The sequence below is a fragment of the Streptomyces sp. NPDC057302 genome, from assembly GCF_042667685.1.
Taxonomy (GTDB): domain Bacteria; phylum Actinomycetota; class Actinomycetes; order Streptomycetales; family Streptomycetaceae; genus Streptomyces.
In genome coordinates this window covers 1-20,618 of the sequence record NZ_JBHUZJ010000020.1, presented here as the reverse complement: position 1 = coordinate 20,618, position 20,618 = coordinate 1, and the positions used below count along the sequence as shown (strand labels likewise).

The 20,618-nt window shown below is 72.0% G+C and carries 20 protein-coding genes; 17 read left to right on the top strand and 3 right to left on the bottom strand.

Annotated elements, in window-relative coordinates:
- The first annotated feature begins 117 nt into the window (after window positions 1-117).
- The 3 genes from ACFUPX_RS16885 to ACFUPX_RS16875 all read left to right on the top strand — a co-directional run bounded on the left by ACFUPX_RS16885 (window position 118) and on the right by ACFUPX_RS16875 (window position 2,427).
- Complete coding sequence (locus ACFUPX_RS16885; RefSeq protein ID WP_383322155.1) at window positions 118-1,296, top strand: glycerophosphodiester phosphodiesterase; 1,179 nt, start codon at window positions 118-120, stop codon at window positions 1,294-1,296.
- A gap of 74 nt (window positions 1,297-1,370) precedes the next feature.
- Entirely contained in the window at window positions 1,371-1,886 is a 516-nt protein-coding gene (locus ACFUPX_RS16880; RefSeq protein WP_383322152.1) for a sigma-70 family RNA polymerase sigma factor, read from the top strand.
- A 37-nt stretch (window positions 1,887-1,923) separates the two neighbouring features.
- On the top strand, window positions 1,924-2,427 hold the full coding sequence (locus ACFUPX_RS16875; RefSeq protein WP_383322149.1) for a GNAT family N-acetyltransferase: 504 nt from the start codon (window positions 1,924-1,926) through the stop codon (window positions 2,425-2,427).
- 56 nt (window positions 2,428-2,483) lie between these two features.
- Here the strand turns inward: ACFUPX_RS16875 and ACFUPX_RS16870 are convergent, their stop codons facing one another.
- Window positions 2,484-2,921, bottom strand: a complete 438-nt coding sequence (locus tag ACFUPX_RS16870) for a hypothetical protein (protein ID WP_383322146.1) — start codon at window positions 2,919-2,921, stop codon at window positions 2,484-2,486.
- 1 nt (window position 2,922) lies between these two features.
- Window positions 2,923-3,282 carry a hypothetical protein gene (locus ACFUPX_RS16865; protein ID WP_383322143.1) on the bottom strand — a complete coding sequence of 120 codons (360 nt, stop codon included), beginning with the start codon at window positions 3,280-3,282 and terminating at the stop codon, window positions 2,923-2,925.
- Window positions 3,283-3,352: 70 nt separating this feature from the next.
- Here ACFUPX_RS16865 and ACFUPX_RS16860 point away from each other — a divergent pair, with 70 nt between their 5' ends.
- The 10 genes from ACFUPX_RS16860 (at window position 3,353) to ACFUPX_RS16815 (ending at window position 16,775) form a co-directional block, all read left to right on the top strand.
- Window positions 3,353-4,000: an HAD family hydrolase gene (locus tag ACFUPX_RS16860; RefSeq protein WP_383322140.1), complete on the top strand. Its 648-nt coding sequence runs from the start codon at window positions 3,353-3,355 to the stop codon at window positions 3,998-4,000.
- A 407-nt stretch (window positions 4,001-4,407) separates the two neighbouring features.
- Window positions 4,408-5,466, top strand: a complete 1,059-nt coding sequence (locus ACFUPX_RS16855; protein ID WP_383322137.1) for a methionine ABC transporter ATP-binding protein — start codon at window positions 4,408-4,410, stop codon at window positions 5,464-5,466.
- A complete protein-coding gene (locus ACFUPX_RS16850; protein ID WP_383322134.1) occupies window positions 5,463-6,194 on the top strand; it encodes a methionine ABC transporter permease in 732 nt (243 codons plus the stop codon). Before ACFUPX_RS16855 ends, ACFUPX_RS16850 begins: the two co-directional genes overlap by 4 nt.
- A gap of 55 nt (window positions 6,195-6,249) precedes the next feature.
- On the top strand, window positions 6,250-7,083 hold the full coding sequence (locus ACFUPX_RS16845; protein ID WP_383322131.1) for a MetQ/NlpA family ABC transporter substrate-binding protein: 834 nt from the start codon (window positions 6,250-6,252) through the stop codon (window positions 7,081-7,083).
- Between the two features lie 2 nt (window positions 7,084-7,085).
- Window positions 7,086-7,913, top strand: coding sequence for a MetQ/NlpA family ABC transporter substrate-binding protein (locus tag ACFUPX_RS16840; protein ID WP_383322127.1), 828 nt, complete (start codon window positions 7,086-7,088; stop codon window positions 7,911-7,913).
- Window positions 7,914-8,048: 135 nt separating this feature from the next.
- Window positions 8,049-8,693, top strand: a complete 645-nt coding sequence (locus ACFUPX_RS16835; RefSeq protein WP_383322124.1) for a GNAT family N-acetyltransferase — start codon at window positions 8,049-8,051, stop codon at window positions 8,691-8,693.
- Window positions 8,694-8,816: 123 nt separating this feature from the next.
- Complete coding sequence (cbiE, locus tag ACFUPX_RS16830) at window positions 8,817-10,028, top strand: precorrin-6y C5,15-methyltransferase (decarboxylating) subunit CbiE (RefSeq protein ID WP_383322121.1); 1,212 nt, start codon at window positions 8,817-8,819, stop codon at window positions 10,026-10,028.
- Window positions 10,029-10,382: 354 nt separating this feature from the next.
- Complete coding sequence (cobT, locus tag ACFUPX_RS16825) at window positions 10,383-14,441, top strand: nicotinate-nucleotide--dimethylbenzimidazole phosphoribosyltransferase (RefSeq protein ID WP_383322118.1); 4,059 nt, start codon at window positions 10,383-10,385, stop codon at window positions 14,439-14,441.
- 176 nt (window positions 14,442-14,617) lie between these two features.
- Window positions 14,618-15,850, top strand: a complete 1,233-nt coding sequence (cobA, locus tag ACFUPX_RS16820) for a uroporphyrinogen-III C-methyltransferase (protein ID WP_383322115.1) — start codon at window positions 14,618-14,620, stop codon at window positions 15,848-15,850.
- 106 nt (window positions 15,851-15,956) lie between these two features.
- Window positions 15,957-16,775 carry a TrmH family RNA methyltransferase gene (locus tag ACFUPX_RS16815; RefSeq protein ID WP_383322111.1) on the top strand — a complete coding sequence of 273 codons (819 nt, stop codon included), beginning with the start codon at window positions 15,957-15,959 and terminating at the stop codon, window positions 16,773-16,775.
- Here ACFUPX_RS16815 and ACFUPX_RS16810 read toward each other — a convergent pair.
- Window positions 16,766-18,070: a serine/threonine-protein kinase gene (locus tag ACFUPX_RS16810; RefSeq protein ID WP_383322108.1), complete on the bottom strand. Its 1,305-nt coding sequence runs from the start codon at window positions 18,068-18,070 to the stop codon at window positions 16,766-16,768. The two genes, ACFUPX_RS16815 and ACFUPX_RS16810, sit on opposite strands and share 10 nt — an antisense overlap.
- A gap of 201 nt (window positions 18,071-18,271) precedes the next feature.
- On the opposite strand from ACFUPX_RS16810, the gene ACFUPX_RS16805 reads away from it, so the two are divergent.
- The 4 genes from ACFUPX_RS16805 (at window position 18,272) to ACFUPX_RS16790 (ending at window position 20,507) form a co-directional block, all read left to right on the top strand.
- Entirely contained in the window at window positions 18,272-18,502 is a 231-nt protein-coding gene (locus ACFUPX_RS16805) for a hypothetical protein (protein WP_383322105.1), read from the top strand.
- 198 nt (window positions 18,503-18,700) lie between these two features.
- A complete protein-coding gene (locus ACFUPX_RS16800; RefSeq protein WP_249591078.1) occupies window positions 18,701-18,907 on the top strand; it encodes a hypothetical protein in 207 nt (68 codons plus the stop codon).
- A gap of 277 nt (window positions 18,908-19,184) precedes the next feature.
- On the top strand, window positions 19,185-20,123 hold the full coding sequence (locus tag ACFUPX_RS16795; RefSeq protein ID WP_383322392.1) for an aminoglycoside phosphotransferase family protein: 939 nt from the start codon (window positions 19,185-19,187) through the stop codon (window positions 20,121-20,123).
- A 69-nt stretch (window positions 20,124-20,192) separates the two neighbouring features.
- A complete protein-coding gene (locus tag ACFUPX_RS16790; protein ID WP_383322102.1) occupies window positions 20,193-20,507 on the top strand; it encodes a zf-TFIIB domain-containing protein in 315 nt (104 codons plus the stop codon).
- The last annotated feature ends 111 nt before the right edge of the window (window positions 20,508-20,618 follow it).

The following is a 20,618-nucleotide window of genomic DNA, read 5'->3' as shown; positions in this document are numbered from 1 at the left end:
AGTCGCCATCCGGCGTCACCCTTCCGTTCGGTCCAGGGTCTCCCATCCGTCACGCGGGGCCACCTACGATCGTGCCGCTTTGTCAGGTGCAAGGCAGCACATCGGGAGGAGCGCTCAATGGCTACGCAGCAGTCGAGGGATTCGAAGTCGGGGGAGCCGGGGGAGCGGCGGCCGGGGCGGCGCGCGGTACTGGGAGCGGCCGTCCTCGGGGCGGGCACAGCCGTGGTGGGACTGCCCGGCGTGGCGAGAGCCGACGGGAAGCACGGGCACGGGGACCACGGCGACCTGCCGGTGCCCACGATCGTCGCGCACCGCGGCACCAGCGGCTACCGGCCCGAGCACACGCTCGGCTCGTACCAGCTCGCCCTCGACATGGGCGCGCACGTCATCGAGCAGGACGTCGTGCCCACCAAGGACGGCCATCTCGTATGCCGTCACGAGAACGACATCACCGCGACGACGGACGTCTCGGCGCACCCCGAGTTCGCGTCCCGCAAGACCACCAAGTCCGTGGACGGCGTCTCGCTCACCGGCTGGTTCACCGAGGACTTCACGCTCGCCGAGCTGAAGACGCTGCGCGCCAAGGAGCGCATCCCCGGCACCCGCCAGCGCAACACGCTCTACGACGGCCGCTGGGACGTGCCCACCCTGGAGGAGGTCTTCCGGTGGGCCGACCGGCAGGGCCGCGAGCGCGGCAAGCGGGTCTGGCTGCACATCGAGACCAAGCACCCCACGTACTTCCGCAAGCTGGGTCTCGGCCTGGAGGAGCCGCTCGCCAAACTCCTGCGCAAGTACGGGCGGCACAAGAAGAGCTCGCCGAACTTCCTGCAGTCCTTCGAGCCCAGCAGCCTCCAGCGCCTGAACAAGCTGGTCGGCCCGCCGCTCGTGGTGCTCCTGTCCACCGCGAGCTCCCGCCCCTGGGACTTCGTCGAGGCCGGTGACCCGCGCACCGTCGCCGACCTCATCAAGCCCGAGGGCCTGAAGTGGATGGCGTCGTTCGCGCAGGGCATCGGCCCCACGCTCGACCTCGTCATCCCGAAGAAGCCGGACGGCAGCCTCGGCACCCCGTCCACCCTGGTGAAGGACGCGCACGACGCGGACCTGATCCTGCACCCGTACACGATGCGCAACGAGAACACCTTCCTGCCCACGAACTTCAAGAAGGGCACCGACCCGAACGCCTACGGCGACGCCTTCGGTGCCTTCAAGGCGTACTTCGAGACGGGCATCGACGGCATCTTCTCCGACAACTGCGACACCGCGCTGCTGGCCCGCGAGGACTTCGTCAACGGCTGATCGTCCGGCCCCGGTTGGGGTGACAGAGCGCCGCCCCGGCAACCTCGTGCCGGGGCGGTCGCGTCACGCCCTGCATGACCCACGAGCTCATCCCCACGCTGCGTCCGCTCCTCGCCGCCGAGGCCTCCGCCGCTGCGTACGGCTCCGGCGCCGACCCCGGTGACCTGGAACAGGCCGTCTGGCTGCGCCTGTTGGAACGCATGGACGTCGCCGACCCACCCGCCGACCCGGCGACCTGGATGCGCGCCGCCGTCGCCTCCGAGGCGCGCCGCACCCGGCACAGGGAAGAGCGCGAGGTGGCGTACGCGACCGACCCCGCCGACGACACCGAGCGCGGCCCCGAACAGCGCGCCCTGCGGGCCGACCGCAGGCGCACCCTCTACGCGGCGGTGCGCAGACTGCCCGGCCGCTGCCCCGGCCTGATGGCCGCGCTGCTGTCCCCCAAGGACCTCACCTACCGGGAGATCGCAGGTGAGTTGGGAATGTCACAGGGCAGTCTGGGGCCGGAACGTTCCCGTTGTCTGGGGTGCCTGCGCAGAATGCTGGCGGCGGAGGTTGCAGCTCCTGAACCGTGGGGAAAGGAGCGATAGACAACCGGCGGAGCAGGTGAGCGGGAGGCATGCACACATGGGCATGAGCGTGACCATCTCGGAGGCGGACGGACAGGACGCCGAGAAGATCCTCAAACTGCAGTACCTGTGCTACCAGAACGAGGCCGAGCTGTACGGCGACTACTCGATCGAGCCGCTCACGCAGTCCCTGGACTCCATCAAGGCCGAACTGACCACCGGAAGCGTGCTGGTGGCCCGCCTCGGCGACGAGGTCGTCGCGTCGGTGCGCGGCACGGTCGACCCCGACGGCACGGCGCGGATCGACAAACTCATCGTCCACCCCCGGATGCAGCGGCACGGCCTGGGCGGCCGGCTCCTGGACTCCATAGAGGGGCGCCTGGGCACGGGCGGCGCCGCCAAGTGCTTCCAGCTCTCCAGCGGCCATCGCAGCGAGCAGAACCTCCAGCTCTACCGCAAGCACGGTTACGTGGCGGTGGGCGCCCAGCAGGTGAACGAACGGCTCACGGTGGTCACTCTCGCCAAGGAGATCGGCGCGAGCGCCTATGCGTCCAGCGTCTGAGCACGCGCCGGGCGACTGCGGGCCGGCGGTGGCCGGTCGCGCAGTTCCCCGCGCCCCTACGGGGCGCTCTGCCTCCGCGCCTTGTTCAGCCAGAAGATCGCGGTGACCGGCAGGATCACCGGGATGAACAGATAGCCCATGCCGAAGTCCGACCACACCGTGGCGTCGGGGAAGGCGGACGGCTCGACGAGCGTCCAGGTGCCCACCGCCAGGACGCCCACCAGCTCGGCGGCGCAGCACACCAGCGCCGCCTTGCGGGCCTTCTCGCCGCCGCGCACGAGCGAGTACGTGATGAAGCCGTAGACGAGGCCCGCGAGCGCGGACAGCGTGTACGCGAGCGGGGCCTTGTGGAAGTCCGTCGAGATCTGCACGGCGGAGCGCGACACGGCGCCGACCACCATCACCCCGTACAGCCACACCAGCAGGATGCCCGGCCCGGTGATCAGCTTCTGCCGGGCGGGCGCCTTCTGCTCGTCGGGCTCGGTCACCGTCACCTCAGCCTCCCCAGATGTCGTAGAGCCGCACCTGCAGCACGGCGAGGACCACGCCGCCCGCGGCGACCGTGATGGAGCCCCAACGGGTGCGCTCGGCAAGGGACATGAAGCCCGCGGCCGGGATGCAGGCGAAGGAGCCGATCAGATACGACACGAAGATCGTCGTGCCCTGCTCGGGCTTCTCGCCCCGCGCCAGCTGGACGATGCCGACGATCAGCTGGACCGTGGCCAGGAGCGTCACCACGGCCATGCCGATGAAGTGCCAGTCCTTGGTCGGCTGGTCCCGGTAGGCGGCGAAGCCGCACCACGCGGCGAGCGCGAGCGCGGCCACGGCGGTCGCGATCGTCAGGGCAACAAGCATGCGGTGACTTTATTACGGGCCCTATGACCCGATGCGCGCACCCCTGGGGTGCCCCGTAGGCTCGGACACCATGAAGATCCACGCTGAAGCGCTCCTGTTCGACAACGACGGCACCCTCATCTCCTCCATGGAGTCGGTGTACCGCTGCTGGACGCGCCTGGCGCAGGAGTACGGGATCACCGCCGAGGAATTCGCCAAGGTGGAGCTGCACGGCCGCCCGGCCGCCGAGATCATCGCCGACATGCTGCCCGCCGAGCGCGTGGCCGAGGCCGTGGCCCGCATCGAGGAGCTGGAGGTCTCGGACGTCGCCGGCGGCGTCGTACTGCTTCCCGGCACCCGTGAGCTGCTTGAATCCCTGCCCCCGGAGCGCTGGGCCGTCGTCACGTCCGCCGGGCGCCGGCTGGCCGAGGCCCGGCTCGCGGAGGTCGGCATCGACGCCAAGATGGTGATCGCCGCCGACGACATCACGCGCGGCAAGCCCGACCCGGAGCCCTTCCTGCTCGCGGCTGCGAAACTGGGCGTCGACCCGGCGCGCTGCGTGGTCTTCGAGGACGCCCCCGCGGGTCTCACGGCGGGACGCGCGGCCGGGATGACCACCGTGGCGTTGGCCACAACGCACACCGCGGGCGAGCTCGTGGCCGACGTCGTGGTGAAGGACCTCTCGGCCGTGTCCGCGCTGGCCACCGAGGGTGGCGTGGAGATCACCGCCGGGGGCTGAGCAGCCACCCCGCGCCGTCTGCACCTGTCCACCGGCCGTCCGTATAGCGGACAACTGTGGCTGGGTGCGGACGCACGCGTGTTTTACTGGTCCACATGACCACGACGAGCAGCCGCACCCTTGCGACCGAGGCGATCACGACGCCCGGTGCTCGTTGTATGTGTCGAATGTGCGCCTTCTGAGGGCCCCCGCACCACCCCTGAGCATCGCGCCCCGAAGCGAAGCCGCTGTGCCGCGCCCCTATGCGACGTACGCCGTGCAGGCGGACCCCACGTAGGAAGCGAGCCTGCCCCGCGCACACGTCCTCCGGTTCTTTTCGCCACCGCGAGAAACCGTGCCGCGTTCCCCACGAATGCCCCGTGCCCGGCGAGAACCGCGCCGCGCACTCGACAGTGACGGAAACCCCTGTGATCACCACTTCCGGCCTGACCAAGGTCTACCGCTCACGCGGTCGTGAAGTAACTGCCCTCGACGGCGTCGATCTGCATGTCCGCGAAGGCGAGGTGTACGGCGTCATCGGCCAGTCCGGCGCCGGCAAGTCCTCGCTCATCCGCTGCGTGAACCTCCTGGAGCGCCCCACCGCCGGCACCGTGAGCGTCGCGGGACAGGACCTCACCGCCCTCGCGGGGCGCGGCAGCCGCGCGAGCAAGGACCTGCGCCGGGCGCGCAGCCGTATCGGCATGGTCTTCCAGCACTTCAACCTGCTGTCCTCGCGCACCGTCAAGGACAACGTCGAGCTGCCCCTGGAGATCCTGGGCCTCAGCGGCGCCGAGCGCTCCCGCAAGGCGCTCGAACTCCTCGACCTGGTCGGCCTGGCCGACAAGGCGAAGTCCTACCCGGCGCAGCTCTCCGGCGGCCAGAAGCAGCGCGTCGGCATCGCCCGCGCGCTCGCCGGCGACCCCAAGGTGCTGCTCTCCGACGAGGCGACCAGCGCCCTGGACCCGGAGACCACCCGCTCCATCCTGGGGCTCCTGCGCGACCTCAACCAGCAGCTCGGCCTGACCGTCCTGCTGATCACGCACGAGATGGACGTCGTCAAGAGCGTCTGCGACTCCGCCGCCCTCATGGAGAACGGGCGGATCGTCGAGTCCGGCACCGTCACCGAGCTGCTCGCGACGCCAGGATCCGAGCTGGCCGCCGCGCTCTTCCCGGTCAGTGGCGAGGCGACGGGCGATGACCGCACCGTCGTCGACGTGACCTTCCACGGCGAAGCCGCGACCCAGCCGGTCATCTCCCAGCTCTCGCGCACATACAACATCGACATCTCGATCCTCGGCGCCGCGATGGACACCGTCGCGGGCAAGCAGGTCGGCCGCATGCGCATCGAGCTGCCCGGCCGCTTCGAGGAGAACGTTGTCCCGATCGGCTTCCTGCGCGAGCAGGGCCTGCAGGTGGACATCGCCGGCCAGGAGCCCGCGGCCACGCCCCACGACGCCACGCTGCTGGTCAAGGAAGGTGCCAAGTGACCTGGTCGGAGATGCAGCCCCTGCTGGAGCAGGCCTGTTGGGACACCCTCTACATGGTGGGCTGGTCGACGCTGATAGCCGTCGCCGCCGGACTGCCGATCGGTATCCTGCTGGTCCTCACCGACCGCGGCGGGCTGCTGCAGAACAGGGTCCTGAGCAAGGTCATCGGACAGATCGTGAACATCGCGCGCTCGATGCCCTTCATCATCCTCATGGTCGCCCTGATGGGCGTCACACGCTGGATCACGGGTACGACGATCGGCCGCGAGGCCGCCATCGTGCCGCTCGCGATCGGCGCGACCCCGTTCTTCGCGCGGCTCGTGGAGACCGCGGTGCGCGAGGTCGACGGCGGGCTCGTCGAGGCCGTGCAGTCGATGGGCGGCAACACCTGGACCATCGTGCGCAAGGTCCTCGTGCCGGAGTCGCTGCCCTCGCTGATCTCCAGCACCACCACGACGATCGTCACGATCCTCGGCTACTCGGCCATCACCGGTGCCGTCGGCGCGGGCGGCCTGGGCGACATCGCCATCCGCTACGGCTACCAGCGCTTCGAGACCGAACTGATGTGGATCACCGTCGGCATCCTCGCCGTCGTCATCTCGATCATCCAGTTCGCGGGCGACTACGCGGCTCGCAGGCTGCACCGGCGCGGCGGCCATTCGGGCGCCGCCCCCAAGCTGCGGCTGCTCAAGCTCAAGACGCCGCCGCCCCCGACCCCCTCGATCTGACCCACCCCGCACACCCCATCGCGGGGCGTACCACCCATGGAGAAAGGCACTTTTCGTGCGTAACACCGCCAAGATCACCACCGCTGTCCTCGCCGCCGGAGCCCTCACCCTCGGACTCTCCGCCTGCGGCTCCGACAAGGACTCCGCCGCGGACAAGGACGGCAAGCTCGTCGTCGCCGCGACCCCGACGCCGCAGGGCGAGATCCTCGACTACGTCAAGAAGAACCTCGCCAAGAAGGCCGGCCTCGACCTCGAGGTCAAGGAGTTCACGGACTACGTCACCCCGAACACCGCCGTCCAGCAGGGCGAGGTCTTCGCGAACTACTTCCAGCACAAGCCGTACCTCGACGACTTCAACAAGAAGAACGGGACGGACATCGTTCCCGTCCCGAAGGCGACGGTGCACCTGGAGCCGCTCGGCGTCTACTCCAAGAGTGTCAAGAAGCTCGACGACCTCAAGAAGGGCGCCACGGTCGCCCTGCCGAACGACACCACCAACGAGGCCCGCGCGCTCAAGCTCCTGGCCGACAACGGCCTGATCGAGCTCAAGAAGGGCGTCGGTTACGACGCGACGCCCAAGGATGTCGCGAAGAACCCGAAGAACATCAAGTTCAAGGAGCTCGAGGCGGCCCAGGTGCCCCGCTCCCTCGGTGACGTCGACGCAGCGGTGATCAACGGCAACTACGCCCTCGAGGCCAAGCTCAGCCCGGCCAAGGACGCCATCGTCGCCGAGCCCGCCAAGGACAACCCCTACGGCAACTTCCTGGCCGTGAAGAAGGGCGACGAGAACGACCCGCGCGTGAAGAAGCTCGCCAAGCTCCTCACCTCGCCCGAGGTCAAGAAGTTCATCGACGACAAGTACGACGGTGCCGTCGTCGCGGCGTTCTGATCATGCGCAGGCACGTCACGGCCGCCGTCACCGGCGCCCTCGCACTGACGCTTGGCCTGACCGCGTGCGGCTCCGGAAGCGGCTCGGGAGGCGGTGACGGGGATACCCTCACCGTCGGCGCCACCCCGACCCCGGCCGGCGAAGTCCTCACGTACATCAAGGAGAACCTCGCGAAGAAGGCGGGACTCGACCTCACGATCACGGAGTTCACGGACTACGTCACGCCGAACACCGCGCTCCAGGAAGGGTCCCTCGACGCCAACCTCTACCAGCACGCCCCGTACCTCGAGGACTTCAACAAGTCCAAGAAGACGGAGCTGACGCCGGTGACCGAGGTCTATCTGCCCCCGATGGGGGTGTACGCGAAGAAGGCGAAGAACGTCACCGGGCTGCCCGCCGGTGCGACCGTCGCCGTTCCGAACGACACCACCAACGAAGGCAGGGCGCTCGAACTCCTCGCCTCCAAGGGCGTCATCGGGCTCAAGAAGGGGGCCGGCGCGAACGCGACCCCCGAGGACATCACGTCCAACCCGAAGAAGCTCACCATCAAGCCGCTGGAACCCGCCCAGCTGCCCCGCTCCCTCGAAGACGTCGAAGCCGCGGTCATCAACAACAACTACGCGCTCGACGCCGGGCTCAGCCCCAAGAAGGACGCCATCCTTCTGGAGTCGCCCAAGGACAATCCGTACAACAACGTGCTCGCCGTCAAGAAGGGCTCCGAGGACGATCCCCGGGTCAAGAAGCTGGCGGAACTGCTCACTTCACCCGAGGTGAAACAGTTCATCGAGGACAAGTACAAGGGCTCCGTCCTGCCCGTCGAAACGAGCTGACGCACAGTCCGTTTCCGCCCCCACCACGGGGTCCTCTCCTGACGAAGGAGCGGACCCCGTGGTGCGTTTGGGCGCCTGCATGCTGCATGCTGGGCACTTCAGCAGGCCCGAGGGTTCCAGGTTACGGAGCAGCGCATGACTACCGCCTTCCCCGATATCTCCATCAGCACGGAGAGGTTGGTGCTGCGCCCGTTCGAGGACGACGACGCCTCCGCGTACGCGGAGATGATGAACGACGAGATGGTCACCGCCTGGACCTCGGCGCCCCAGCCCTACACCGAGGCCGACGCCCGCGACTGGATCACCCGGGTCGCGCCCGCCGAGCGCACCGAGGGCCGCGGGATCGCCCTGGCCGTCACGGAGTTCCTCACCCAGCGCCTGGTCGGCATAGTGCAACTGCGCGACACCGACTGGCGGGTGCGCTCCAGCGAACTCAACTACGTCGTCGCCCCCTGGGCCCGCGGCGAGGGTTACGCGTCGGAGGCGGCGCTCGCCACCGCCCAGTGGCTCTTCGGCGACCAGCGCTTCGAGCGCATCGAGCTGCGCACCGCCGCCGACAACACCGCGGCCCAGCAGGTCGCGCAGAAGATCGGCTGCATCAGCGAGGGAGTCCTGCGGGGCGCCTGGATAGCGCGTACGAGGAACGGCGGGGATCCGTTCGGCGGCTGGATCGACGTCCGGACCGACCTCATCGTGTGGAGCCTGCTCCCGGAGGACCTGGAAGGAGTCGGCGACCAGCTCGCGGACAGCGGGTTCAGCGCCTTCTCCGACTGGAACTGACCCCCCGGGCACCTCGGCGCCCCACCAGGTACGCTCGCCCCTGGCCCCACGCGGTTGCCCCCTACACATGACGCCCGGCCCCTTGCACACCACGCGAGCAACGACTCCAGGAGACAGACGACGATGGCCGACCGCGTCACGGTGATCGGCTGGGACGGTTCGCCGCTGACCGCCGCCGCTCGCTCGGCGCTCGGCGCCGCCACCCTCGTCGCGGGCGCCGCCCACCACCTGGCGCTCACCGAGGTGCCACCGGCTGCGGAAAGGATCCGCCTGGGCAGCGTGAGCCTGGCCGCCCGCCGCATCGCCGCCCACCGCGGCACCGCCGTGGTCCTCGCCGACGGCGACCCCGGGTTCTTCGGCGTCGTACGTACCCTGCGCGCCCCCGAATTCGGCCTCGAGGTCGAAGTGGTGCCCGCCGTCTCCTCCGTCGCCCAGGCCTTCGCCCGCGCCGGGATGCCCTGGGACGACGCCCAGGTCGTGGTCGCCCACCCCCGCACCCTGCGGCGCGCGGTGAACGTCTGCCGCGCCCACACCAAGGTCGCCGTCCTCACCTCGCCGGGCGCCGGCCCCGCCGAGCTCGGCCTGCTCCTCCAGGGCGTCCACCGCACCTTCGTGATCTGCGAGGAGCTCGGCACGGGGCGTGAACAGGTCACCGTCCTGACCTCGGACAAGGCAGCCGACCACACCTGGCGCGACCCCAACGTCGTGATCGTGATCGGCGGCCAGGGCGCCGCATCCGAAACCGGCTGGATCGCGGGACGCGACCCGGGCACCCCGCGCGGCTGGGCGCTGCCCGCCCCGGCCTACGGCGGCGAGGCCCAGCTCGGCGAGGGCGAGAGCGACCGCCTGCGGGCCGCGCAACTGGCCCGCATCGGCCCGCGCGTGGGCGACCTGGTCTGGGACATCGGCTGCGGCGGCGGCGCCTTCACCGCGGAGGCCGCCCGCTTCGGCGCGGCCGTCATCGCCGTCGACGCCGACCCCGACGCCTGCGCCCGCACCACGGCCGTCGCCCGCCACTTCGGCGTACAGCCGCAGATCGTGCACGGCACGGCGCCGTACGTCCTCGAAGACCTTCCCGAGCCCGACGTCGTCCGGATCGGGGGCGGGGGAGCCGCGGTGGTCTCCGCCGTCGCCGACCGCCGCCCGGCGCGCATCGTGACGCACGCGTCGACCCGTGACGCCGCCGAACTCATCGGCAGGGACCTGACGGAGCACGGATACGCGGTGGAATGCGCCCTGCTCCAGTCCGTCGAACTCGACACGCGCGCGTGGACGGAGCGGGAGCGGACCGTGGTCTTCCTGCTCTGTGGACAGTTGCCCGATCGCGCCCCGTGACCCTGCCGCACCACGGTGCGGGGTAGGCTGGCCGATCGTTGTACCGCACCCGAGTGTCCGGCAAATAGTTGGTCAATGTCCGGAAAGCTCGCCCGTTTTGGGGGGTGTGTGGTACGGCAGGACCGGAGGGCGCGCAACGTGGCGCAGCCCACAGCGGGCCGTTGCGGATCAAGCCGCCGCGGCGGCAGGCCGACCGGGACAATGCCTGTTGTCCGTACGCGGTTCGTGCCGCGCGGCGCGCACGCTCGTTGAGGATGACGGGCGGTTGGTGCGCCGCTCCGGGCAATGGGGCTTCCCCGGCCTAAGGCTGAGGGGCGGTCGAAGAAGCACTAACCGATGGGCGAGGGGTTACGCATGACCGACACCGGCCAGGTCCCGGGCGAGGGACTGCCGGAGAACGCAGGCATGGTGGAGCAGCCGGGCGCCCCCGCCCCGGACGCGTACACCTTCCTCGACCCCTCCGAGAATCCCGCCGCGAACGTCGCCCCCGCCGACGATGACGACCTTCTGCTGATGCCGGGTGCCCAGGGCGCCTGGAGCGAGCCGCAGTCGGCGCCTCCGCAGCCGGGAGGCCCGGCCCAGCCGATGGCCGCCCAGCACGCGAGCCCCCAGGGTGGAACCGCACAGCACGGCGTCGCTCAGCCGGTGGGTGCGCAGCCCGGGGTCGCCCAGCATGCGGCCGTCGGTCAGGGCGTCGGACAGGCCGTCGGTCAGCAGGGCGTGGGGCAGCAGGGCGTGGGGCAGCCCGCGGGTGACCCGTCCCTGGCGAATCAGTACGCGGCCGGTCAGCCTGTGGGCGCGCACGCCGTGGCGGACCCGTCCGTGGGGGAGCAGTCCGCCGGTAGCCAGTCCGCCGGGGGTCGGCACTCGGCCGATCAGTCGCTGGGCGGTCAGTCGCCGACCGGGCAGAACTCCGTGGGCCAGCACGCCGCGGGCCCGCAGGGCGTCGCCCAGCAGCAGGCCGGGCAGCAGGCCGGGCAGCCGCAGGACCCGCAGGCCGCCCATCAGCCCGGCCCGCACGAGACCGCCGGGCGCGACAGCGGCTCGGTCGACCTGAACGGCGTCCAGCTGCCCGGCGCGCCCGCCTCGCACCCCGGCCCCTCCCGCCGTCCGCTCCACCGGGGTCCTTCGGGTCCCGCCGTGCCCGACGGAACGGGGAGCCCCGTACGGTCCCTCGCCGACCGCGGCCCGGCCGGTGCTCCGCAGCACGCCGTGCCCGTGCGGCACGCGGGGCCGCCGACCGTGGGGCCCGAGTACCTCGACATCCCGCGCGACGAGGAAGGGCTGCCGGGTCCGCAGCTCGGTGAGATCACGCCGCAGGGCGCGACGCCGTGGACGACTCAGCCGCAGCACGCCCAGCCGTCGCGGCACGCCCAGCACCCGCAGGCCGCACAGCCCGTCCAGGCTGTCGCACCAGCAGAAACGGTCGTCCCGGACGCCACACCCGTAGCAGAGGGCACACCCGTAACCGAGGGCGCGCAGGACGCACAGGCCACGCAGGACTCCCTCGTCACCGAGGTCCCGCAGCCCTCGCAGGCCGCCGAGCTGCCCCAGCCTGAGGGGACGGCCACCGCCGCCCCGGTGTCCGAGACGCCCGCTGCCGCCTTCCCGCAGGCCGCCGAGGCCGCCGATCCCGCGATCGCGCAAGGCACCGAGGCCGACGACCAGTTCGCGCACGCCATGGCCGAAGCCGGGCAGCCCGCGTTCGCCGTGGACGCCGAGCAGCCGGTGGCCGTGGAGCAGCCGATGGCCGTGGAGCCGTCCGCGCCCGCCCCGGCCATGGAGCCGTCCGCGTCCGCCCCCGAGGCGAGCCAGGAGCTCCCGCCGACCGCCGACGCCGATGCCGACGCCGACGGGGAGGCCGAGCAGCTGTCCGCGAACGGCCAGCCCGCGCACGCGGCCGGCTCCGGTCAGCCGCAGTTCGCCATGGCCGGCGCGCAGCCCTGGTCGGACGCGCCGCTCGCAGCCGCCGGGCACACGGTCGGGCACACCGTCCAGGGTCCGCACATCCCGCCCCTCGCGCAGGCTCCGCAGCACGCGGCGGTACCCGTGGCGCAGGAGTTCCAGGGCGAGGGCCTCCCGGGCGACCCGGGCCAGGCCTTCGCGGAGCCCCAGGCGCCCGCGCCGCTCGGCCAGTTCGTGCCGGTGGACGGCGTGGTGCCGACCACACCGCACCTCGCACCGACGCCGCCGCACGCCCTGTCCGTACCCCCGGAGCACTTCGAGGCCCCCGGGGCGCAGCCGGAGCCCGCCGCCGAGATCCCCGTACCGGCGGCCGAGGCCCCGGAGGCACCGGCCGCCCCCGAGGCTCCCGAGACCCCTGACGCCTCCGAAGCCCAGGACCCCGCGGCTCTCGTCGAAGCCGTCCAGGACCCTGCGCCCCCGCAGCCCGCGGCCACCGTGCCCGCACCGCGTGACGGGGCGGAGCCCGCCGCGGCAACTCCCCTGCCGGACGCGGCGGAAGAGCCGGCGGCCGAGGCGCCCCTGCCGGAAGCCGTGCCCCTCGAAGTGGGCGAGGCACCCGCCGAAGCACCCGCCGAGGCAGTGGCCCCCGAGCCCGTCGCCGAAGCCGAAGCCGGGCCCGGCGATGTGACCGAAGCCGCCGACGCGGCCGTCGTCCCGGAGCCCGTACAGGAGCAGGAGCCGGTCCAGCCGTCGGAGCCCGCCCAGCAGTCGCAGGCGCCCGCCGCCCCCGCGTACGACGACGCCGAGCGCGAAGCCGTCCTGCGCGTCATGCGCGAACGCCGCGACATCCGCAACGGCTTCCGCAGCGACGCCATCCCGCACGAGGTGCTGCTCCGCGTCCTGGAGGCGGCCCACACGGCGCCCTCCGTGGGCCACTCCCAGCCCTGGGACTTCGTGGTCATCCGCTCGGCGGAGACCCGCCGCACGATGCACGAGCTGGCCATGCGCCAGAAGGACGCGTACGCCAAGTCGCTCCCCAAGGGCCGTGCCAAGCAGTTCAAGGAACTGAAGATCGAGGCGATCCTCGACACCCCGGTGAACATCGTCGTCACCGCCGACCCGACCCGCGGCGGCCGCCACACCCTCGGCCGGCACACACAGCCGCAGATGGCGCCGTACTCCTCGGCCCTCGCCGTCGAGAACCTCTGGCTCGCGGCGCGCGCCGAGGGCCTGGGCGTCGGCTGGGTCAGCTTCTTCGACGAACGCGAGATGGTCAGGACCCTCGGTCTGCCCGAGCACCTCGAAGTGGTGGCCTACCTCTGTGTCGGATACGTCGACGAGTTCCCCGAGGAGCCCGAGCTGATGCAGGCAGGCTGGTCCAAGCGCCGCCCGCTCTCCTGGGTGGTCCACGAGGAGACGTACGGCCGCCGCGCCCTGCCCGGCGAGGACCCGCACGACCTGCTCGCCGAGACCATCTCCAACATCCGCCCGCTGGACGCCAAGGCGCTCGGTGAGGCCTGGGAGCGGCAGAAGCGGATGACGAAGCCGCCGGGCGCGCTCGGCATGCTGGAGATCATCTCCGCGCAGCTCTCCGGCCTCTCCCGGCAGTGCCCGCCGCCGATCCCGGAGCCCGCGGCCGTCGCGATCTTCGCGGGCGACCACGGTGTGCACGCCCAGGGCGTCACCGCCTGGCCCCAGGAGGTGACCGCGCAGATGGTCGCCAACTTCCTCGGCGGCGGCGCGGTCTGCAACGCCTTCGCCAACCAGGTGGGCGCCGAGGTCTGCGTCATCGACGTGGGCGTGGCGAGCGAACTCCCGGCCACCCCGGGCCTGTTGCCCCGCAAGATCCGCGCGGGCACCGCCGACATGACGACCGGTCCCGCCCTGAGCCGCGAAGAGGTCAAGGCGGCCATCGAGGTGGGCATCGAGACCGCCCGCGACCTGGTGGCCGCGGGGAACAAGGCCCTGCTCACCGGCGAGATGGGCATCGCGAACACGACGGCGTCCGCGGCCCTCATCTCCGTCTACACGGACACCGACCCGGCCGAGGTCACCGGACGCGGCACCGGCATCAACGACGAGATGCACAGCCGCAAGGTCGACGTCGTACGCCGCGCCCTGGAACTGCACCAGCCCGACCCGGCGGACCCGATCGGCGTCCTCTCGGCCATCGGCGGCCTGGAACACGCGGCGATGGTGGGCCTGCTCCTCGGCGGCGCCTCCCTGCGCACACCCGTGATCCTGGACGGCGTGAGTGCCGGCGCTGCGGCCCTGGTCGCCCGCGCCATCGCCCCCGAGGTCCTGGCGGCCTGCATCGCGGGCCACCGCAGCGCGGAGCCGGGCCACGTGGCGGCCCTCAACAAACTGGGCCTGCGCCCCCTGGTCGACCTCGACCTGCGCCTGGGCGAGGGCACCGGCGCGCTCCTGGCCCTCCCGGTGGTCCAGAGCGCGGCCCGCGCGATGCACGAGGTGGCCACGTTCGACTCGGCCGGGGTGACCGAGAAGTAGCGCCCGCGTCAGGGGCCGGGGCCGAGCCCCACATGTGTGGAAGGGGCGGGCTGGGGAGAGAACCCCACCCCGCCCCAGCCATACTGAACCCGCACGTCACAGCATCAGAGCAGCCGCCCCGCCGTCGTAGCGGCACCCGCAAAGCCCCGCGCCCCGCACGAGGAGCCACACCCGTCATGGCAGAAACCCCCGCCTACCCCGTAGGCCTCCGCCTCACCGCCCGCCGCACGGTAGTGCTCGGCGGCGGCCAGGTGGCCCAGCGCCGCCTGCCTGCCCTGATCGCGGCGGGCGCCGACATCCTCCTCGTGTCGCCGACGGCGACCGCCTCCGTGGAAGCGATGGCGGACGCGGGCGAGATCACCTGGGAGCGGCGCCGCTACGAGCACGGCGACCTCAAGGACGCCTGGTACGCCCTCATCGCCACCAGCGACCCCGAGGCCAACACGGCGGCCTCCGCGGAAGGCGAAGCGCACCGCGTCTGGTGCGTCCGCTCCGACGACGCCGACGCGGCCACCGCCCTGACCCCCGCGACGGGCCGCTCCGCGGGCGTCACGGTCGCCGTCCTGACCACGGACATCCACGACCGCGACCCGCGCCGCACCGCGGCCATCCGCGACGCGCTCGTCGAGGGCCTGAGCGACGGGACCCTCGTCGCGCGCCAGCACCGCGCCCGCACCCCCGGCGTCGCCCTCGTCGGCGGCGGACCCGGCGACCCGGACCTCATCACGGTGCGCGGCCGTCGTCTGCTCGCCGAGGCGGACGTGGTCATCGCCGACCGGCTCGGCCCCCGCGACCTGCTCGACGAACTGCCGCCGCACGTCGAGGTGATCGACGCCGCGAAGATCCCGTACGGCCGCTTCATGGCCCAGGAGGCCATCAACAACGCGCTCATCGAGCACGCGAAGCAGGGCAAGTCGGTCGTCCGTCTGAAGGGCGGCGACCCCTTCGTCTTCGGCCGCGGCATGGAAGAAGCCCAGGCGCTCGCCGAGGAAGGCATCTCCTGCACGGTCGTCCCCGGCATCTCCAGCTCGATCTCCGTGCCCGGCGCCGCCGGCATCCCCGTCACGCACCGCGGGGTCGCCCACGAGTTCACCGTGGTCAGCGGCCACGTGGCCCCCGACGACGAGCGCTCCCTGGTCGACTGGCCGTCCCTGGCCAAGCTGCGCGGCACCCTCGTGATCCTGATGGGCGTGGACAAGATCGGCAGGATCGCCGAGGCGCTCACCGCGCACGGCCGGTCGCCCGAGACCCCCGTGGCCCTGATCCAGGAAGGCACCACCGCGGCCCAGCGCCGGGTGGACGCCACCCTCGCCACGGTCGCCGCCGAGGTCGTGGCCCACGAGGTGAAGCCCCCCGCGGTGATCGTCGTCGGCGACGTGGTCAACGTGGGCCCGAACAGCCCCGCGTAACCGCCCCGAACCCCCGCGTAGTCACCCCGAGCCCGCGCGTAACCACCGGTAACCCAACCCGCTCCCAGGCGTTGGCACCACACCCAGGACAAGGCAGTATCACCCTGTGGCCGATCTCATCACCGTTGACGACCCCGCCGACCCGCGCCTGCGCGACTACACGGGCCTGACCGACGTCGAGCTGCGCCGCAGACGCGAGCCCGCCGAAGGCCTCTTCATCGCCGAGGGCGAGAAGGTGATCAGGCGCGCCAAGCAGGCGGGCTACGAGATGCGCTCGATGCTGCTCTCCGCGAAGTGGGTCGACGTCATGCGGGACGTCATCGACGAGGTCCCCGCCCCGGTGTACGCGGTCAACCCCGACCTGGCCGAGCAGGTCACCGGCTACCACGTGCACCGCGGAGCCCTCGCCTCGATGCAGCGCAAGCCGCTGCCGACATCGGACGAGCTCCTCACCAAGGCGCGCCGCGTCGTCGTCATGGAGTCGGTCAACGACCACACCAACATCGGTGCGATCTTCCGCAGCGCCGCCGCCCTCGGCATGGACGCGGTCCTGCTCTCACCGGACTGCGCGGACCCCCTCTACCGCCGCTCGGTGAAGGTCTCCATGGGCGCGGTCTTCTCCGTGCCCTACGCCCGCCTCGAATCCTGGCCCAAGGGCCTGGAGGGCGTACGGGAAGCGGGCTTCAACCTCCTCGCGCTCACCCCGGACGAGAAGGCCAAGACCCTGGACGAGGCGGCGCCCCACCGTATGGACCGGGTCGCGCTGATGCTCGGCGCGGAGGGCGACGGCCTGTCCACGCAGGCCCTGGTCGCGGCGGACGAGTGGGTCCGCATCCCGATGGCCCACGGCGTCGACTCCCTGAACGTGGGAGCGGCGGCCGCGGTCGCGTTCTACGCCGTGGCGACGGGCCGTCCTCAGCTCTGAGCGCCCGGCCCCGGATCCTGCCGCTGGCTCTGCTGTACGTCGCGCACATCGTGCACGCCGCTGCCGCCGAGCCCGCGCGCGGGCCCCTGGCACCCCTGGGCCGCCGCGATCCCCAGCGCCACGAGCAGCGTCACGACCACGAACACGAAGAGCCGCTGACGCAGCAGACGCGGATTGGCCGGCCGCCGGGCGCCGCCGGAACGCGTGTTCCTGGCCTGCGAGGGACGTGAACCGGACCGCGAGGAACTGGACCCGGCCCGCGAGGAATGCGGCCGCGAGGAGTTGGGCCGCGAGGAACCCGTGCGCGAGGAGCCGGTCCGCGAGGAACCCGGCCGTGACGCACCGGTCCGCGGCGGGGGAGTGACCTGCGGCTGACGCCGCTGGGTGTGCTGGTCCACGTACTCCTGGGCCATCCGCCCCGTGGGCCGGTCCTGGTCCTGCCGGGGCGCGGGCGGCCTCGGCTCGGTCAGGCCCTGCGCCTCACGGGCCGCGATCTCCTTGAGCCTGAGCGACAGTTGGAGCGTACTGGGACGCTCCCCGGGGTCCTTGGCGAGACAGGCCCGGATCAGCGGCGCGAGCGCGTCGGGAACCCCGCCGAGCTGCGCCTCCTCATGGACGACGCGGTAGAGCATGACCTCTGAACTGCCGTGCCCGAAGGGCGAGTCCGCCATCCCCGCGTACGCGAGGGTGGCGCCGAGGGCGAACACGTCCGTGGCGGGCGTGACGGCGGCGCCGCGCACCTGCTCGGGCGCGAGGAAGCCGGGCGACCCGACGGCGGTGCCCACATGGGTCAGCGTCGAGGCGCCGGTGGCCCAGGCGATGCCGAAGTCGATGATCCGCGGCCCCTTCGGGGACAGCAGGATGTTCGACGGCTTCAGGTCGCGGTGCACGACACCGGCTTCGTGTACGGCGACGAGTCCCTCGGCGAGCGCGGAACCGACGACCGCCACATCGGCCGCGGAGAGCGGCCCCTCGGCGGCGACCTTGTCGTGCAGGGAGGGCCCGGGGACGTACTGCGTGGCGAACCACGGCCGGTCGGCGTCGAGATCGGCCGCGACGAGCCGCGCGGTGCAGCCACCGCGGATGCGGCGGGCCGCGGAGACCTCGCGCGCGAAGCGCGAGCGGAACTCCTCGTCCTCCGCGAGATCGGGCCGGATCACCTTCAGGGCGACGCGCTGCCCCCGCCGGTCCGACCCCAGGTAGACGACACCCATGCCGCCGGCGCCCAGCCGCCTGTGCAGTCTGAACGAGCCGACGACACGCGGGTCCTCGCGCCGGAGCCGCATCATCGCCATGTCCATCCCCGCTGCCCGGTCCGTTGTCGTGCCACAGCTTACGTTTCCGTGGCCGGGCAGGTGCAGAGGCCGCGCCCTCGTGGCCCGACCGATTGTCAGTGCCGGGTGGGAAACTTGAGGAGTGGTCAGGGGAGCTGGGGCGGGCGGCCGTTGTACGGGGCGCCGATCCCAACCATCCATCGGTGGAGGGGGATTGATCCCGTGAAGGGTGATCGCGTGGAGATGGCCGTGGACGCCGGGGACACGACTGGGACGTACGAGGTGGTGGCGAGCCGGGCGGGCCGACGGGTGGAGACGGCGGTCCGCGGAGGGGTGGTCGAAGTGAGCGAAGTCACCCGGTGGGGTCCCCTGGCTCTGGTCGAGCAGCCCGTCCCCCGGGAGGACACGTCGGAGCGGGCGGCCCGCCCCCTCCGGGAAGACCCTGAGACCTAGGACCCCGTCTCCACCCCTGGGAGTACATGACCGACGATCGGTCATCCTCCGGGAGGCCCGGCAATCGGTACGAGGGCATGACGACCGAGACCTCCGGCACACCTAGATTTGAGGTCAAGCGGCGGGTGCAGCACTCGTCCCCCGAGGTCAGACACCCGCCGCTGCCAAATTCATACAGACTCGGTCAGGAGAGGAACCATGGCGGACACGGCACCGCGGGCAATGGTCCGCACGCAAGGACGGAAGGCCTTCGCCTCGTTCGGCGTCCGCCCGTCCGGCACGCGCCACCCCCTGGTGGCGACGGCCATGGTTCTTCCTCTGGCGGCCCTGCTGGTGGTCGTCTTCGGCGGCTGGGAAGCAGTGGTCACACAGGCGTCGTCCGTGGGCGTGATGCTGGGGCGCTGAGCGGCGCCCCAGGCCCGGATGAGCGGTCCGGGCGGGGACATCCGGCCAGGAAACCCCGTGGGGACGGGGGTGCGGCGGACGGCACGAGAAATGCCCGCGCAGCTGGGGAGCTGCGCGGGCACTTCTTTGTGCGCCGGGGCTCTGCGGGGACCTCTTGGCTGCCGTCATCGCCGTCATCGCCCTCATCACCGGCTGCGCCGAGCTCGTCCTCAAACGCCGGGCGAGCTGGATACTCCGTACCCTCACCGGAAGACCACCGCCGCACCCCGAGGGACCCGTGACCGTACTCCTGCCCGCCCTCACCTCGAAGGCCCGCTCCGCGGCCCACCGCACCCCGCGGACCTGCGCCTGCGCCCCCGAAGCCGTCCTGGCGGACCGGGACGACGCCACGGTCGTCCGGCATGGTGACACCGTCGCCAAGGCCCACGCCCCCGGCACGGACCCCGCCGAGCTCGCGGCCCGCCTGAAGGTCGCCGCCGCCCTGAGCGGGACCCTCCTCCCTCCGCTGAGCGCCACGCCCATCCCGCTCCACGGCCGTCTGGTCACCCTCTGGGAGGCCGGCACCCCGGTGGACCGGGAGGACCCCGACGCCGCCCCCTGGGAAGCCGTCGCGACCCTGCTCGCCCGCCTGCACGCCACGCCCCCGGCCGAACTGCCGCACCCGCTCCCGGAGATGCGCGGCCCCGCGAAGGCCGCGCGGGCGATGCGGCGGATGCGGGACGCGGGTCCGCACCCCGCCGCCGCCCCCGTCGAGCGCGCCTGGGCCACGCTCCCCGCCTGGGCCCGCGCCGAGGCCCCGGCCCCGCTCCCCGCGCTCCTGTGCCACGGCGACCTGCACCTGGGCCAGCTGGTCCGTACCCCCGAAGGGCGCTGGCTGCTCATCGACGTCGACGACATCGGCCTCGGCGACCCGGCCTGGGACCTGGCCCGCCCCGCGGCCTGGTACGCCTGCGGCCTCCTCCCCGCGGACGAGTGGACCCGCTTCCTCACCGCCTACCGCGCCGCACACGGACCCGCGGTCCCGCCCGACGGCACGGACCCCTGGCCGGCCCTCGACGCACCGGCCCGCGCCCTCACCGCGCAGACCGCCGCCCTGGCCGTCGCCAAGTCCGTCAGGGAGAGCCGCCCCCTCGACGAGATCGAGCAGGCGGTCGTCGACGCCTGTGATCGAATGGCCGCCCTCCCGCCGGAGTTGGCACCCACCACCACGAAGTAGGGTGCAACGCACCGAAGCCGGGCAGAGATCCGGCTAAGCAGTCACGACCGGCGAGGAGTTGAGCCGACCATGCAGTGTCCCAAGTGCCATGCACCGATGCACACGTACAACCGCAATGGCGTCCAGATCGAGCAGTGCAGCGGTTGCCGCGGGATATTCCTCGACTACGGCGAGCTCGAGGCCCTGAGCCGGGTCGAGTCCCAGTGGGGCGGCCAGCAGGCCCCGCCCCCACCGCCGGCCCCGCAGGGCTACCCGGCCGCTCCCGCCCCGGCGTGGGGCGCTCCCCAGCACGGCGGCCACCACGGCGGTCACGGCCACCACGGCGGGCACTACGGCCACGACAAGCGGCACAAGAGCTTCGGGCACATGCTCTTCTCCTCCTGACCGGAGGAACGACGAAGCCCCCGGCCGTGGGAACGGCCGGGGGCTTCGTACGGATGGTGCGCGATACTGGGATTGAACCAGTGACCTCTTCCGTGTCAGGGAAGCGCTCTC